Below are 15,052 nucleotides of genomic sequence, written 5' to 3'. Positions count from 1 at the left end.
GGAAGTATTCGGGATCGACACGATCGCTCCTTTCACATGTTTTGATGGCTGCCAATGCGTTAGCATAGCGCGGCTAACGTCTAGCCGTTGAGTATCAACTTCCAATTCCTTTGGCTTTTCATTTTTCGCGACAAAACGGCGCTCATGCTTTCAGAAAACACTCTTACCGATCTTGCCGACCTGATTAAAACCTGGGGACGCGAGCTGGGCTTCCAGCAGGTAGGTATTACCGATACTGAACTGTCCGCTCATGAAGCCCACCTAGACACGTGGCTGGAAAACGGCCATCACGGCGAAATGGGCTTTATGGCCAAGCATGGCACCAAGCGTACCCGTCCTGCAGAACTTGAACCCGGCACTCAGCGCATTATCAGCGTGCGCATGGATTACCTGCCCGCCGAAGTGGAGAGCACCAAGGTGCTTGGCCAGCCCAGCCGCGCCTATGTTTCGCGCTACGCTTTAGGGCGTGATTATCACAAGCTAATACGCAAACGGTTAGCCCTATTAGCAAAAAAAATTGAGCAGGAAGTCGGCGACTTCGGTTATCGCGCCTTTGTCGACTCCGCGCCGGTCATGGAGCGTGCCCTAGCGCAAAAAGCCGGGCTCGGTTGGTTCGGCAAAAACGCCATGCTACTCAACCCCAAGGCGGGCTCGCTATTCTTTCTGGGCGAACTCTATACCGACCTCCCGCTACCCATTGATGCACCCTTTGAGCATGAACACTGCGGCAGCTGTAGTGCCTGCCGAACGGCCTGCCCCACCGGCGCCATCGTTGACGACAAAGTGGTCGACTCACGCAAGTGCATTTCCTACCTCACCATTGAACTGCACGGCGCTATTCCGGTTGAGTACCGTCGCGCCATGGGTAATCGTATTTACGGCTGCGACGACTGCCAGCTTGTGTGCCCGTTCACTCGCTTTACCCATATGACCCAGGAAGATGACTTTGCACCGCGCCACGATCTAGACCGCGCAACGCTTATCAGCCTGTTTTGCTGGGGTGAAGCGGAGTTTCTGGATAAAACCGCCGGCAGCCCCATCCGGCGCATTGGCTACCAGCGCTGGCTGCGCAATATCGCCGTTGGCCTGGGCAATGCACCCTGGAGCGGGGCTGTTGAAGCCGCGCTATGGGCCCGTAGAGCCTACCCAAGTGCCCTGGTACGCGAACACGTCGCCTGGGCGCTTGAGGAGCAGCGCCTTAAACGCAGTGAGCGCATTGCCACTGACGCGTCTTAAAGGCTACTCTTCTTAGCTATTCTTCTTCGTCGCTGCGCTGATCAACGCGCAAAAACGTATTGCGATAATGAGCGAGCTCGGCAATCGACTCTTTAATATCGTCCATGGCCAAGTGCACATTTTGCTTACTAAAGCCGGCCAGCGCGCCGGGGTTCCAGCGTTTGGCGACCTCTTTAAGTGTCGACACATCGAGATTGCGGTAGTGGAAAAAGTTAAGCAGCGCAGGCATCTCACGCTCCAGAAAACGCCGATCCTGGTGGATACTGTTACCGCACATCGGCGACGAGCCTGCCACCGCGTACTGCTGTAAAAATGCCAGGGTTTGCTGCTCGGCTTCTGCTGTTTCCACTTGGCTGGCTTTAACACGGGCAACTAAGCCCGACTCGCCGTGGGTTTTCTGATTCCAGTCATCCATCTGCGCCAGCAAGCTGTCCGGCTGTTTCACCGCAATCACCGGCCCTTCCGCGACCACGTTTAAATCCGCATCAGTAATCAGTGTGGCCACTTCAATGATGCGCTCTATATTAGGATCCAGACCGGTCATCTCTAGATCAATCCACACCAGCAGATCATCCCGTGGCACCGCTGAATCCGTCTTTTCGTTGCTCATTACCGTTCTTCCTTTGCCCAAATGGCCATTAATATCATCCAAGTGTGCCTTAAATAAGCCCATCAAGCAGCTATACAGGACAGCTTGGCTAGTTGGTAGGTACAATGACCGCCATTGTAACGATCATCAGGTGGTCATGAGCAAACGTAAATTAAGTCGCCAGCAGCAGTGGCGAGTCGAGAAAGTCCAGGCGGAACGGGCCCAGCGTGCAGAAAAGCGCGATGTGCAGGACGCTGAAAAACTCGCCGCGGGCGAATACGGCGCCGAACAGCCGGGCCGTGTCGTTGCTCACTTTGGGCGCACTCTAGAGGTGCGCAACAGCGACAATGAACCGGTGCGCTGCCACTTGCGCGCCAATTTGGACGGCCTGGTCACCGGTGACCGGGTGATTTGGCGCGCCGGGCAAGAAGGCTCCGGCGTGGTCGTCGCTCGAGAGGAGCGAGACAGCGTGCTCAAGCGCCCTGACGCCCGCGGCCTGCTCAAACCGGTAGCTGCCAATATTGATCAGCTGTTGATTGTGTTCGCAGTGGAACCCGCGCCCCACGCCAACCTTATTGATCGCTATCTGGTGGCTGCCGAAGCCACCGGCATTGCGCCGGTGCTGGTGCTCAATAAAACCGATTTGCTGCCGGAAGATGGCGGTGAGCTGGGTAAACTGCTGGAGCGCTATCGCGAGTTGGGCTATCCCGTCGTCCGCACCACCACCGCCACAGAAACGGGGCTAGACGAGCTGCGCAGCCAACTTGAAGGGCGTACCTCGGTGTTTGTTGGCCAGAGCGGCGTCGGCAAGTCATCGCTGATTGACCTTTTGCTACCCGACGAAACCCTGCGCATTGGCGCGCTTTCGGAAGATTCCCGTAAAGGTACCCACACCACCACCACGGCACGCCTCTACACCATGAGTCGCGCCGAGGTGGCCGACGGCGACCTGATCGACTCACCGGGTATTCGCGAGTTTGGCCTGGTGCACCTTAATGAGCAGGAAGTCACCGACGGCTTTATTGAGTTTCACGACTATATTGGCCACTGCCGTTTTCGCGACTGCCGCCACCGCAATGAGCCCGGCTGCGCTTTACTTGCAGCGGTTGAGGCAGGCAAGATTCATCCAGCACGCTTTACCAGCTATCGGCGAATTCTCGATAGTTTGGATAGCTAGGATTTACAGGAGTTAGTCATGAGCACCGCAAGCCAATCGTCGGAAGCCAACCTGCTGCCGCTGATCGTTGAACCCGAACAGCTGCAGGAGCATTTGGGTGATTCACAGCTGCTGATTATCGATGTGCCGGTCAACGGCGACAGCTATCGCCAGGGCCATGTACCCGGCGCTATATTCCTCGACTTCCGCTACTTGATGCGCGGCGAAGGACCGGTACCCAGCGACGTTCCCGATGTGGATGCGCTATCAAGACTATTTAGCGCCTTAGGCCTGACACGCGATACCCATGTAGTGGCTTACGATGACGAAGGCGGCGGCTGGGCGGCACGGCTATTGTGGACGCTAGACCTGATCGGCCACACCCGCTACTCCTACTTAAACGGTGGTATTCACGCTTGGCGCGATGCAGGATTCGACGAGAGCATCGAACCGACAGCCCCGACACCCAGCGATTACCATGCTGAGATCCTCAACCCCGATGCCCTGATCACTTGTGAAGAGATCAAAGAGAAGCTCAGCGATAAGCAGTTCGCGGTATGGGATGCACGCTCTAAAGATGAGTACGATGGCGTACGCGGTAACAATAAGCACTTGGGCCACATTCCCGGCGCGGTCAACATGGACTGGCTGCAGGCCATGGATCGCCACCGCGCGCTGCGCATCCGCGATTACGCCGAGCTTATCACCGAGCTAGGCGCACTCGGCCTAACGCCCGACATGGAAATTGCCACCCACTGCCAGAGCCACCACCGCAGCAGCTTTACCTGGCTGGTAGGTAAAGCCCTGGGCTTCAATATGCGCGGCTACGCGGGCTCCTGGGGTGAATGGGGCAACCGCGACGACACACCGATTGAGAAGTGAAAATATTATTGTGACTCTTTCCCAAAAAGCCTTTTCGCTACTCCAATATCCGCTGCCCCACCACGCGCTCTCGCGCCTGACTGGCAAGTTCGCCCAGTGCAATAACCCGTGGGTGAAAAACACCCTGATTAACGCCTTTATCAAACGCTTTAATGTGGATATGAGCCAGGCGCTGGAGCCCGACCCCACCGCCTACGCCACGTTTAACGACTTTTTCACCCGCGCCCTAAAAGCCGATGCGCGCCCACTGGGCGATGGCATCCTGAGCCCCGCCGATGGCACGCTCTCCCAATACGGGCTGCTACAGGCTGGGCAACTGGTACAGGCAAAAGGCCACACCTACTCCGCCCAAACCCTGCTCGGCGGCGATACCGCTCTGGCAGAAGAGTTTCTGGGTGGCAGCTTTGCCACGGTTTACCTATCGCCACGGGACTACCACCGGGTGCATATGCCGGTAACCGGCACCCTGCGAGAAATGATCTACGTCCCTGGGCGATTGTTCTCGGTCAACCAAGCCACCGCCAACTACGTGCCCGGCCTGTTTGCCCGCAATGAACGATTAGTCTGTATCTTTGATACCGAGCAAGGCCCCATGGCGATGGTATTGGTCGGTGCCATGATCGTCGCCGCCATTGAAACCGTCTGGTCGGGGCAAGTAACGCCGCTTTCGGGTCATCCCCAGCGCATGCAGTTTGGGCAGCCCATTACGCTAGAAAAAGGCGCCGAGATGGGCCGCTTCAAGCTCGGCTCCACGGTGGTCATGTGCTTTGCCAACCAAGTCAATTTCGCAGCGCTTTCCCCCGCCACCATGGTGCAAATGGGCCAGACACTGGGAGAGGGATAGGAGACGCTGGCTCTAGACGACGGCTACGCCCGATAGAAAAATCGCGACACAGCGCCTTGCCCGGGCGCTACACTGCGCCTCGTCAAGACACAAACTGCGGCCAAGCAGCGCGTCAATATGCCACTCACCGAGCAACATACCCATAAACATACCGGCCGCTTCGCGGGGATTATCGAGGTTAAGGCGACCGGCGGCGGCCTGTTCGCCAAGATACATCGCTAACGCCTGACGCGTCTGGTCGGGGCCGCGAGTAAGGAACAGCTCGCAAAGCTCGGGGGACCGCTCGGCCTCAAAGGCCAAGCCGCGAACCAGACGAATCACACCAGGGTCACACACCAGCGTCAACATGCGGCGGCCCAGCTCATAAAGCACCTGCTCTAGGGCATGATGATCCCGCCGCCCCTCTTCCAGCACGGCCCAGGCGGTAGAGATATGGCGCTCCATGGCCGCGGTAAATAACCCCTCCTTGCTGCCAAACTGCTTGTACAGTGTCGCCAGTGACCCACCCGCGCGAGCAACCACTTCATTAACACTAGCGCCTGCATAGCCCTGTTCAAGAAAGACATCTCGGGCAGCGTCCAACAGGCGTTCGCGACGCGCCATACCCCGTGAAGTCACTATGGCATCCGCCCTATTAGGGCAATCGGGCGAACCTGATATTGTTGAACGAGGCATTTCCACTCCCGTTGAAGCATACGAGTAATCGTCAATGATATAGGCGCTAAGCGTGAATGACATGTGTTAGCGCTAGATATGTAGTGTAGCATTCATTACACTATGCATCTTCACTTCCAAGGGCGGTGTCTGCACCTCCCAGGAAAGCCCCTTTGTGACGGTAGGTATTGAGGAGTGGCCATGACAACGGATGGCAAGCGCAGCGAGGCTCAGGCCAAACACCAGAGCGAACACCAGCGCGACGATTCAGTCACGGGTCGAAAGGCAGGATCCAACGGAAAAGCTAAGCGCAAACTACTCATCTTACTGGTCGGGCTTATTGCCTTGTCGGCGTTAGCCTGGTGGGGGCTGGGCTGGTGGCAAACCGGTCGTTTTATCGAAGAAACCGACAACGCCTATGTGCGCACCGACAGTGTCGCGGTGCGCGCCGAGCTTTCAGCGCGGGTCGCCGAAGTAGCGGTGGACGACAACCAGATAGTGAAACAAGGCGATTTACTCGTACGCCTGGACGCCGAAAGCTACCACGACCAGGTCACCCAGGCTGAGGCGCAGCAGGCCGTGGCGGCGGCCTCGATTGCTCAGTCCCGTCGCCAGGTGGAACTCCAACAAGCAGCTATCGATCAAGCTATAGCGGAGCAGCAGGCCACCCAGGCTAACGTTGATCAGGCGCGTCAGCACCTCGAACGCTCCTCCTCCCTGGCTGCCAACAACTATGCCTCGCGCCAGCAGCGCGAGGACGACCAAGCCACACTGCGGGTTGCCGAAGCCAACCTGGCTAAAAGCCGTGCCGCCGTCGTATCGGCCCGGCGACAGTTGGCCGTCGCCGAGAGCGATGTAACCCGCGCCGAGGCTAATCTAGACGCTGCCAGCGCCGATCTTGACTATGCTCGCCACCAACTGGACAAGACCCAAATCGTCGCCCCTCGCGATGGGGTGATCGGTAACCTGAGGGTCGAGACCGGTACGCTGGCACAGCCGTCGTTGACACTTCTGCAGTTAGTGCCGATTGATTCGGCCTACGTGGCGGCCAACTTTAAGGAAACCCAGCTCGCCCGGATCCGCGTCGGCCAGCCGGTCGAAGTGCACCTGGATGCCTACCCGGACATCACTTACCAGGGGGTGGTCGACAGCTTGTCGCCAGCCACCGGTACCGAGTTCAGCCTGCTGCCCCAGGACAATGCCACCGGCAACTTCAACAAAATCGTCCAGCGGGTACCGGTCAAAATTCGCGTTACCGGCCCCGCCGAGGCGCTAGGCAGGTTGCGCGCTGGGTTATCTGCAGTGCCAGAAGTCGATACCCGTGATTTGAACCCTCGAAAGGATGATGCGACCGAAGAGAGTCATCGTCCGATGGCCACAACTTCCGGCACTCTGGCCGATTCGTGAGCAACGTGGCCGCAGGTTCAGTCCCAGGCGTCAGCGATATGCCGCCCTGGCCGCAGCGCATCGGCTTCATCGCCGCAGTGTTTGGCATGTTTATGGCGATTCTGGACATTCAGATTGTCGCCAGTTCGCTCAACGAGATCCAAGCGGGTCTGTCGGCTAGCGAAGACCAGATCTCCTGGGTGCAGACCGCCTACCTGATCGCCGAGATTGTGATGATCCCGCTGTCGGGCATGCTGATGCGGATCCTCTCGACCCGAGTGGCCTTCACCCTCTCCTGCGTCGGTTTCACCCTGGCGAGCCTCGGCTGCGCGCTGGCCACTTCGATTGAGCAACTCATCGTGCTGCGGGCCATTCAAGGCTTTATGGGCGGGGCGATGATCCCCATTACCCAGGCAGTGAGCTTTTCAATTTTTCCCCGGCGGGTGATGGGCAGCGTCCAGGCAGTGATCGGTATGGTGGTGACCATGGCCCCCTCGGTCGGCCCCACGGTAGGCGGCTATATTACCGACACACTGAGCTGGCACTGGCTGTTCCTGGCCAACGTGATTCCCGGTGTGCTGGTCTGCTGGCTGGCGTGGTCTTACTTAGATATCGACAAGCCTAACCACGCGGTAGCGCGCAACCTGGACGTCATCGGGCTGATACTGATCGCCTTGTTTCTCGGCTCGCTGGAGTTTGTGCTTGAGGAGGGGCCCGGCGACGACTGGTTCGCCAGCCAGCGGATCATACTGTTCAGCCTGACTTGTCTGGTAGCGGGGGTGTGGTTTTTTACCCGCACCTTGCGCCACGACCACCCGATTGTCGATCTGCGCGCTTTTGCCAACCGCAACTTCGCGATCGGCGCGGGAATGGGTTTTATCATCGGCATTGCGCTCTATGGGCTGGTCTACATCATGCCGCTGTTCTTCGGTTTTGTGCGCGGCTATTCGAGCCTGCAGATCGGCCAAGTGATGTTTGTCACCGGGGTAACGATGTTTCTGTGTGCACCGGTCGTCGGTCAGCTGACCAACCGCCTTGACCTGCGCATTATGCTGTTCATTGGCCTGCTGCTGGTTGGCGTGGGCACCATGATGAACAGCAACCTCACCGTCGAGTCGGGTTTCTGGCAGTTCTGCGTGCCCCAGATCGTACGCGGCATGGGGCTGATCATGTGTATCATCCCAGCCTCACGTATCGCCATGGGCACGCTGCCGCCCAGTGAGGTGGGCAACGCCAGCGGGCTGTTCAGTGTAATGCGCAACCTGGGTGGCGCTATTGGGCTGGCGCTGCTTGATACCGTGCGCGATATTCGCGAGGACTTTCACTGGAACCAACTGATTCCGGCCATCGATACCAGCCGTGAAGTGGTGGTGGCAGAGATCGCCAAGTACCAGACGATGCTCGCCGGCTCGGTGCCCGATGCCTACCACGCCGCCGTCGCGATGCTGGCCCAGAGAGTCTCACAGCAGGCCCAAGTACTGGCCTTTAACGACATTTTTACCTGGCTGGGGCTAATCTACATCGCCACGGTGCCGTTGGTGTTCCTACTTAAACGCATCGAGGCTTAAGCTTAGGCCCTAGGCTTACGCCGCCCCTAGCAATTGGGTGTCGAGAACGCCAGCACCTCTTCCAGACGCGCCTTACCTAGTGCCAGTTGAATCAAACGATCAATCCCCAGCGCCACCCCGGCACCTGCCGGCATCCCGTGTTCAAGGGCGGCCAGCAGGCGCTCATCGATATCCACTTCCGGTAAACCTAACCGGCGGCGCTCGGCGTTATCTTCAGCAAAGCGGGCGCGCTGCTCAGCCGCATCGGTCAGCTCATCGTAGCCGTTGGCCAACTCAATACCGTTTAGATACAGTTCAAAGCGGGACGCTACCCATTCACCGTCGGCATCTTGGTGGCGGCGCGCCAAGGCTGCTTGGCTTGCCGGGTAATCAATCACCACACTTAGCTCATGCTGGCCTAGCTGCGGCTCGATCACCATGCTCATCAACAGGTCAAGGCAGGTATCACGGCCTTCGCCAGCTAAGGACTGGGCAGTCATTTGCGCCCGCTTAGCGGCCAATGAGCGCAGCTTTTCCAGCGAGGTGGTAAAAGGGTCAACCTCTAAGTGAGTATGAAACAGCTCCCGGTAGCGGTAATGCACAAGCGGTCCCGGGAAACTGGGTAGCAGCGACATGACCAGGGTAGCGGCCTCATTAATCAGCTTTTCCAGCGTAAACTGTGGTCGATACCACTCCAGCATGGTGAATTCGATATTGTGGCGGGCGCCGATTTCAGCGTCGCGAAAACTTCTGGCGAGCTGAAAGATCGGCCCACTGCCAGCCGCTAACAGCCGCTTCATATGAAATTCAGGGGAGGTTTGCAGCCACAGGCGGCGCTGACCTTTATCCGTCCGCGCCAAGGTGTGCAGCGACACCAAATGCACATCCGTACTGCCCCCCTGCCCCAGCACCGGCGTTTCTACTTCCAACACGTCACGCTGGGCAAAAAAAGCTCGCACTTTGGCCATTAACCGCGCGCGAGCGTGGAGCGTTTCAATTGACGCCGAGGGTTGCCAGTCAATGGCCATCACTGCTCCTTAGACACACGATTCCCAAGTAAAAATGGCCACGCACAAGGCGTGGCCATCAAAAAGTGCGAGTAAAAAGTGATTAAGCGCGGGAGACGTAGTCGCCACTGCGGGTATCAATTTTCAATACTTCGCCCTGATTAATAAATAGCGGTACGCGGACAACAGCGCCAGACGACAGCGTCGCAGGTTTAGAGCCACCTTGGGCAGTATCGCCTTTCAAGCCAGGATCTGTTTCAACGACTTCCAACTCAATGAAATTGGGCGGCGTCACAGAGATCGCCTTGTCATTCCAAAGCGTAATAATGTAGGGCACCTGCTCCTTGAGCCATTTCTCGGTGTCACCTAAGGCTTTCTTCTCCACCGCGTACTGCTCGAAGGAGCCATCGGTTTTCATAAAGTGCCACATGTCACCGTCGGTGTAGAGATATTCCATCTCCAAATCCATGACATCAGCACCTTCCAGCGAGTCACCGGACTTGAAAGTCTTCTCACCCACGCGGCCGGTCATCAGGTTGCGCAGCTTAACGCGGTTAAACGCCTGCCCCTTACCCGGCTTGACCAGCTCATTCTCAACGATCGAACAAGGATCGCCGTCGAGCATTACTTTCAGACCGCCTTTAAATTCATTGGTAGAATAGTTCGCCATATTGCCTCTCAATTACCTATTCTTAACGACTTTGTCTGCGAAGCCGCAGCTTCACGCTTGTGATCAGTGCGCCGCATGATAACCCGAAGGAGGGCTTTTTTGCAGGAGAACATCATTATTGCCGCGTCTGAAACGCAAAGCCATGGCAGCTCAATGGCACGACCCACTTGGCAGCAGCAACTTTCCCATGCCATTCGCGACCCTCAGGCACTATGCCAACGGCTGGGGCTCAGCCGCGAATGGTTGCCCGGCGCCAAGTTAGGCCACGAACTGTTTGAGGTATGCGTGCCTGAAGCGTATCTCAACAGAATAGCCTATGGCGACATAAACGACCCGCTGCTGCGCCAAGTAATACCGCTAGGCGAGGAAGCGCTCACACCTCAGGGCTATGTTGTTGACCCCCTGGAAGAGGCCGACCACCGGCCCGCTAAAGGGTTGATTCATAAGTATGCGGGCCGGGTGCTGCTGATCGCCAGCCCTAACTGCGCCATTAACTGCCGCTACTGCTTTCGCCGCCATTTTCCCTATAGCGACAATTCGCCTTCCAGAGCCCAGTGGCAGGAAGCCCTCGACTACTTACGCAACGACACCACTATCCACGAGGCGATTCTTTCTGGCGGCGACCCGCTGGCCGCCAATGACCGCCAATTGGCATGGCTGGTGGAACAGCTAGAAAGCATCCCGCACCTTAAGCGGCTACGCATTCATACCCGCCTACCGGTCGTGATTCCTGACCGCATTGATGACGCCCTACTCAATTGGTTATCCACCACCCGACTACAAAAAGTCGTGGTGCTGCATATTAACCACGCCAACGAGATTGACCAGGCAGTCGTTGATGGCTGCACGCGGCTTAAACAAGCCGGGGCGACGCTACTCAATCAGAGCGTACTGCTGCGCCGAGTGAACGATAGCGTCAGTGCGCTTGCAGCGCTATCGGAACGGCTATTTGAAGCGGGCATTTTGCCCTATTACCTACATGTATTAGACCCCGTGCAGGGCGCTGCGCATTTTGATGTGCCGGATAGTGAAGCCCGTGAGCTCGTTGCTCAACTGCGCGATCATTTACCGGGGTTCTTGATGCCACGCCTGGTGCGGGAAATTCCTGGTAAGGGCAGTAAAACACCTCTTTGACGCTAACCAGGCGACACAAATCAGTGCAGAAGCCTACTTTTTCGCACTATTAAGATGCATGCAGCGGGCCCATGCCCCTGCCGCTCTGCAGGCTTCTGTACGGTAATTATCTGAAACGGAAAGATTTAGATTGAATCGGCCACGATTTTGCCTTGTATCTAAGCGTAACAAACGGGGTATCGGTGGCTAACGCTGCCACACAATTTAGTTTCCAATAGATCGCTAGGGTTCCGACACCATCAACGTACGCCCCCTGATGGCTGTGGCTGGTCCGAGAGCAATCGACCTAACGCTAAGGCGTTAGGTTACACGGCGGGACAAAAGCCCGGGAGGATAAGGTGCAGTGATGCGCCGATGCCCCCGAGTTTTCTCTTAGCCGCTGGAGGCTGCCATGACCCGTTGCAAGCGTATTTCCCCAAATCGTGTATCCCTAAAGCGTACCTCGAAAAGCCTATCTCTTGCGCCGCTATCGGCTGCCCTGGTGATAGCCGCTCTTACCTCCCCACTCTCGGTTACTTCTGCCCAGGCCCAAGAGCGCGATGAATTCAGCGTCTGCTGGTCGATTTATGCGGGCTGGATGCCCTGGGCCTACGCCGATGTTGAAGGCGTCGTCGACAAATGGGCCGACGAGTACGGCATCAGCATCGATGTGGTGCAGGTCAACGACTACGTCGAGTCAATTAACCAGTTTACCTCGGGAAACGTTGACGGCTGCGCCATGACCAATATGGATGCGCTGACAATCCCCGCCGCCAGTGGCGTTGACTCCACCGCACTGATTATTAACGACTACTCCAACGGTAACGACGGCATTGTGCTCAAAGGCAGTGACGATCTCGCCGATATCGAAGGCCGCGAGGTCAATCTCGTTCAGTTCAGCGTCTCCCATTACTTTCTCGCTCGCGCCCTTCAGAGCGTCGGCCTAACCGAACGCGATATCGAAACCGTCAACACCTCCGATGCGGATATTGTTGGTCTTTTCTCTAGCGACACCACCGAAGCCGTGGCCGCCTGGAACCCACAGCTAAGCGCTATTGCTGAGATGCCCGACAGTAACGTGGTGTACACCTCAGCGGAAATTCCCGGTGAAATCCTCGACATGATGGTCGTCAACACCCAAACCCTGGCGGACAACCCAGAACTTGGTCATGCCCTGGTAGGCGCTTGGTACGAAGTGATGGACTTGATCGAAGCAGACGACGAGAACGCGCTGAGCATTATGGCTGACGCTGCAGGCACTGATGTGGAGGGCTATCGTAATCAGTTAGACGCCACCTACCTCTACACCGACCCTGCCGAAGCTATCGAGTTGATGGAGAACCCCGAACTGCTTGACACCATGGAGCGCGTCGCCGAATTCAGTTTTGAGCACGGTCTACTCGGCGATATGGCACCCAATGCAGGCGTGGTCGGCATCGAAACCCCCAGTGGCGTATTCGGCGATGAGAGCAATGTGCAACTGCGCTTCGACCCTAGCTTTACCCAAGCTTACCTTGATGCTCAGTAACAGGTTCCTCCTGCATTAGCGCGATGGGAGCGGCGCCAGCCGCTCCCTCTGCACTCATCTTCTGTGGACAACCGCCATGAAGCGATTGATTAACCTAGCGCCCTCCCGGGGCAGCCGCTGGCTTTTAGGCCTACTGCCTTTTTTGCTATTGGCGATGCTGTATATGAGCCTCTCCAATGCAAGGCTGGCGGAAAACCCTGATGACCGCCTGCTGCCTACGCCCTCGACCATGGCCAGCACTTTTTACCATTTAGCCACCGCTGAGAACGTGCGTACAGGAGAGGTGGTGCTGTGGACAGACACCTTCGCAAGCCTGGAGCGCATCGTCATTGGTGTGGGTATCAGCGCGTTGATTGGCCTGGTCGTGGGCATCTTAAACGGCGGCATTCCCATCCTTCGTGCCAAGTTCTCGCCGCTGGTCACCGTCGCCTCACTGATTCCCCCCATGGCGATACTGCCGATTTTATTTATCGCCTTTGGCACCGGCGAAGCCGCCAAGATTGCACTGATTGTGATTGGGGTAACGCCCTTTCTTATTCGTGACCTACAAGGCCACGCCCTGCGGCTGCCTGATGAGCAGTTAATCAAAGCGCAAACCTTAGGCGCCAGCTCCTGGCAGGTGTTGTTAAGAGTTCTGCTGCCACAACTTACCCCACGGCTACTAAACGCCACCCGTTTGGCGCTGGGCACCGCTTGGCTGTTTTTGATCGCCGCCGAAGCCATTGCCGCCCAGGAAGGGCTTGGGTACCGCATTTTTCTGGTGCGCCGCTACCTCTCCATGGACGTGATTCTGCCCTACGTGGCCTGGATCACCCTGCTGGCGTTTTTGCTTGACCAGCTGTTGGCCTGGGTATCGCGACTGGCATTCCCTTGGTACCACTCAGGTGAAGGAGATAACTCATGAGCCTGCTGGCGGCCAAACGGCTAGAAAAGCACTACGGCAATCATGTAGTGCTCGAAAATCTTAATTTCAGCGTTGAGCCTGGGGAATTTGTCACCTTAGTGGGTGCTTCAGGCTGCGGTAAAACGACTTTTCTGAAAATGCTGTTAGGTACCGAAGCCATCTCGCGCGGCAGCTTAACCCTGGATGATCAGCCCATTCCCAATGAGCCAGGACCAGATCGCGGCGTGGTGTTTCAGAAGTACTCGGTGTTCCCCCACTTAACCGTGCTCGGCAACGTAATGATTGCCGATGAGTTACACAGCTCAAAACTGCTGGGCAAAAGCTTCGGTGCCGCCAAGCGCCGCGCAATAGAAAAAGCGCGCGCTCGGATTGAAGAAGTCGGCCTGGGCCACGCGCTTAATAAATACCCTCATGAGCTTTCCGGCGGTATGCAGCAGCGCCTGGCCATTGCCCAGGCACTAATGATGCGACCACGCATACTGCTACTGGATGAGCCTTTCGGCGCCCTGGACCCAGGCATTCGCCAGGACATGCACGTGCTGATCAACCGCCTGTGGCAAGAGCAGCAGTTGACGATTTTTATGATCACCCACGATTTAAAAGAGGCCTTCGAGCTGGGTACACGGCTATGGGTATTCGATAAAACCCGCCACGACCCACAGGCACCGGAGGCGTATGGCGCCACGATCACCTACGACCTGCCCATCTCGCGAGACCGCCCATCAACAGCACTCCAAGAAGCGCTTAGCCAAGGCGGCTTGAAAACCCACACCCAGGAGACGCTGCTATGACAGACGCTGTTATAAATAGCCAACCCGCTTACACCACCCATTTACCCGGCGGGCATCACTGGTCGCTGCGCCTGCGCCGCGGCACCACCTTGACCCTGACCGCGCAGGATGCCGACAGCAACGTGGGGCTTTTATGCTACAACCCGGAAAACCTGCTGGAACGCTTAAACCTGCCCGATACCTTGAAGGGCCAGCACACCTTTAAGCTTACCCAGGGCCACTGCCTTTACTCAGATATGGGGCGCATTTTCGCCTCTATCACTCATGACGATCTGGGCTGGCACGACAGCGTTGGCGGCAACCTGATGCCCCATCATCTGCTGAAAAAAGGCTGGCAGCCGGTCAGCTATCAGCAGGCTCACAACGACTGGACGCTTACTGGCTTCGACGCCTTTTTGGTGGAGCTTGCTAAGTACGGCCTGGGCCGTCGGGATATGGCGGCCAACCTCAACCTGTTTTCTCGGGTAGAAAGCGACGACGAAGGCAAGCTGCGCTATGTGCCCGGCCACTGCCAGCCGGGCAAAAGCGTCACGCTGCGCTTTGAGATGGACACGCTTGTCCTGTTACATACTTGCCCTCACCCCCTAGATCCCAGTGCTGACTACCCCCACCGTGGCGTGGACATTGCCCTCGGCACCGCCGAGCCAGTGACAGAAGACGACCCCTGCTACCGCTCACGGCCTGAAAACGCGCGTGGCTTTGCCAATAACCGCCTTTACCACCTCGGCTTATAAGGGAGACGCCA

General features: G+C 57.3%; 15 protein-coding genes and 1 riboswitch. Of the genes, 11 read left to right on the top strand and 4 right to left on the bottom strand.

What is annotated here, in order from left to right; translation table 11 throughout:
- Window positions 1-144: 144 nt before the first annotated feature.
- Entirely contained in the window at window positions 145-1,236 is a 1,092-nt protein-coding gene (gene queG, locus ACT3UM_RS07575; protein ID WP_498897555.1) for a tRNA epoxyqueuosine(34) reductase QueG, read from the top strand.
- Window positions 1,237-1,252: 16 nt separating this feature from the next.
- On the opposite strand, the gene orn is transcribed toward queG, so the two are convergent.
- The gene (orn, locus tag ACT3UM_RS07570) at window positions 1,253-1,846 is read right to left on the bottom strand and encodes an oligoribonuclease (protein ID WP_035578256.1); all 594 of its coding nucleotides are present in this window, start codon (window positions 1,844-1,846) and stop codon (window positions 1,253-1,255) included.
- Window positions 1,847-1,982: 136 nt separating this feature from the next.
- Here orn and rsgA point away from each other — a divergent pair, with 136 nt between their 5' ends.
- Genes rsgA through asd form a run of 3 tightly spaced genes read left to right on the top strand, consistent with a single transcriptional unit; the run spans window position 1,983 to window position 4,707 of the window.
- A complete protein-coding gene (gene rsgA, locus ACT3UM_RS07565) occupies window positions 1,983-3,002 on the top strand; it encodes a small ribosomal subunit biogenesis GTPase RsgA (protein ID WP_035578253.1) in 1,020 nt (339 codons plus the stop codon).
- 18 nt (window positions 3,003-3,020) lie between these two features.
- Entirely contained in the window at window positions 3,021-3,863 is an 843-nt protein-coding gene (locus ACT3UM_RS07560) for a sulfurtransferase (protein ID WP_144814693.1), read from the top strand.
- Window positions 3,864-3,873: 10 nt separating this feature from the next.
- Window positions 3,874-4,707 (top strand): archaetidylserine decarboxylase, encoded by an 834-nt coding sequence (gene asd, locus ACT3UM_RS07555; RefSeq protein ID WP_498897551.1) that lies wholly within the window; start codon window positions 3,874-3,876, stop codon window positions 4,705-4,707.
- Between the two features lie 12 nt (window positions 4,708-4,719).
- Here asd and ACT3UM_RS07550 read toward each other — a convergent pair whose 3' ends face one another.
- Window positions 4,720-5,382, bottom strand: a complete 663-nt coding sequence (locus tag ACT3UM_RS07550; protein WP_498897549.1) for a TetR/AcrR family transcriptional regulator — start codon at window positions 5,380-5,382, stop codon at window positions 4,720-4,722.
- A gap of 180 nt (window positions 5,383-5,562) precedes the next feature.
- Here ACT3UM_RS07550 and ACT3UM_RS07545 point away from each other — a divergent pair, with 180 nt between their 5' ends.
- Window positions 5,563-6,768 carry an HlyD family secretion protein gene (locus ACT3UM_RS07545; RefSeq protein ID WP_498897547.1) on the top strand — a complete coding sequence of 402 codons (1,206 nt, stop codon included), beginning with the start codon at window positions 5,563-5,565 and terminating at the stop codon, window positions 6,766-6,768.
- Window positions 6,769-6,806: 38 nt separating this feature from the next.
- On the top strand, window positions 6,807-8,315 hold the full coding sequence (locus ACT3UM_RS07540) for a DHA2 family efflux MFS transporter permease subunit (RefSeq protein ID WP_498897545.1): 1,509 nt from the start codon (window positions 6,807-6,809) through the stop codon (window positions 8,313-8,315).
- 26 nt (window positions 8,316-8,341) lie between these two features.
- Here the strand turns inward: ACT3UM_RS07540 and epmA are convergent, their stop codons facing one another.
- Window positions 8,342-9,322: an EF-P lysine aminoacylase EpmA gene (epmA, locus tag ACT3UM_RS07535; RefSeq protein ID WP_498897543.1), complete on the bottom strand. Its 981-nt coding sequence runs from the start codon at window positions 9,320-9,322 to the stop codon at window positions 8,342-8,344.
- Between the two features lie 82 nt (window positions 9,323-9,404).
- The gene (efp, locus tag ACT3UM_RS07530) at window positions 9,405-9,971 is read right to left on the bottom strand and encodes an elongation factor P (RefSeq protein ID WP_035578240.1); all 567 of its coding nucleotides are present in this window, start codon (window positions 9,969-9,971) and stop codon (window positions 9,405-9,407) included.
- A gap of 99 nt (window positions 9,972-10,070) precedes the next feature.
- Here efp and epmB point away from each other — a divergent pair, with 99 nt between their 5' ends.
- The 5 genes from epmB to ACT3UM_RS07505 all read left to right on the top strand — a co-directional run bounded on the left by epmB (window position 10,071) and on the right by ACT3UM_RS07505 (window position 15,041).
- Window positions 10,071-11,105 (top strand): EF-P beta-lysylation protein EpmB, encoded by a 1,035-nt coding sequence (epmB, locus tag ACT3UM_RS07525; protein WP_498897541.1) that lies wholly within the window; start codon window positions 10,071-10,073, stop codon window positions 11,103-11,105.
- A gap of 211 nt (window positions 11,106-11,316) precedes the next feature.
- Window positions 11,317-11,439: riboswitch (guanidine-I (ykkC/yxkD leader) on the top strand.
- A 57-nt stretch (window positions 11,440-11,496) separates the two neighbouring features.
- Window positions 11,497-12,612, top strand: coding sequence for a putative urea ABC transporter substrate-binding protein (locus tag ACT3UM_RS07520; RefSeq protein ID WP_498897539.1), 1,116 nt, complete (start codon window positions 11,497-11,499; stop codon window positions 12,610-12,612).
- 76 nt (window positions 12,613-12,688) lie between these two features.
- Entirely contained in the window at window positions 12,689-13,516 is an 828-nt protein-coding gene (locus ACT3UM_RS07515) for an ABC transporter permease (RefSeq protein ID WP_498897537.1), read from the top strand.
- A complete protein-coding gene (locus tag ACT3UM_RS07510; RefSeq protein ID WP_498897535.1) occupies window positions 13,513-14,307 on the top strand; it encodes an ABC transporter ATP-binding protein in 795 nt (264 codons plus the stop codon). The genes ACT3UM_RS07515 and ACT3UM_RS07510 overlap by 4 nt, the downstream gene beginning before the upstream one ends.
- Complete coding sequence (locus tag ACT3UM_RS07505; protein ID WP_498897533.1) at window positions 14,304-15,041, top strand: urea amidolyase associated protein UAAP1; 738 nt, start codon at window positions 14,304-14,306, stop codon at window positions 15,039-15,041. Before ACT3UM_RS07510 ends, ACT3UM_RS07505 begins: the two co-directional genes overlap by 4 nt.
- Window positions 15,042-15,052: the final 11 nt, after the last annotated feature.

It is taken from the genome of Halomonas sp. AOP13-D3-9, from assembly GCF_052379125.1.
In the GTDB taxonomy this organism is placed as follows: Bacteria; Pseudomonadota; Gammaproteobacteria; order Pseudomonadales; family Halomonadaceae; genus Vreelandella.
This window is presented reverse-complemented; position numbering and strand designations above follow the sequence as displayed.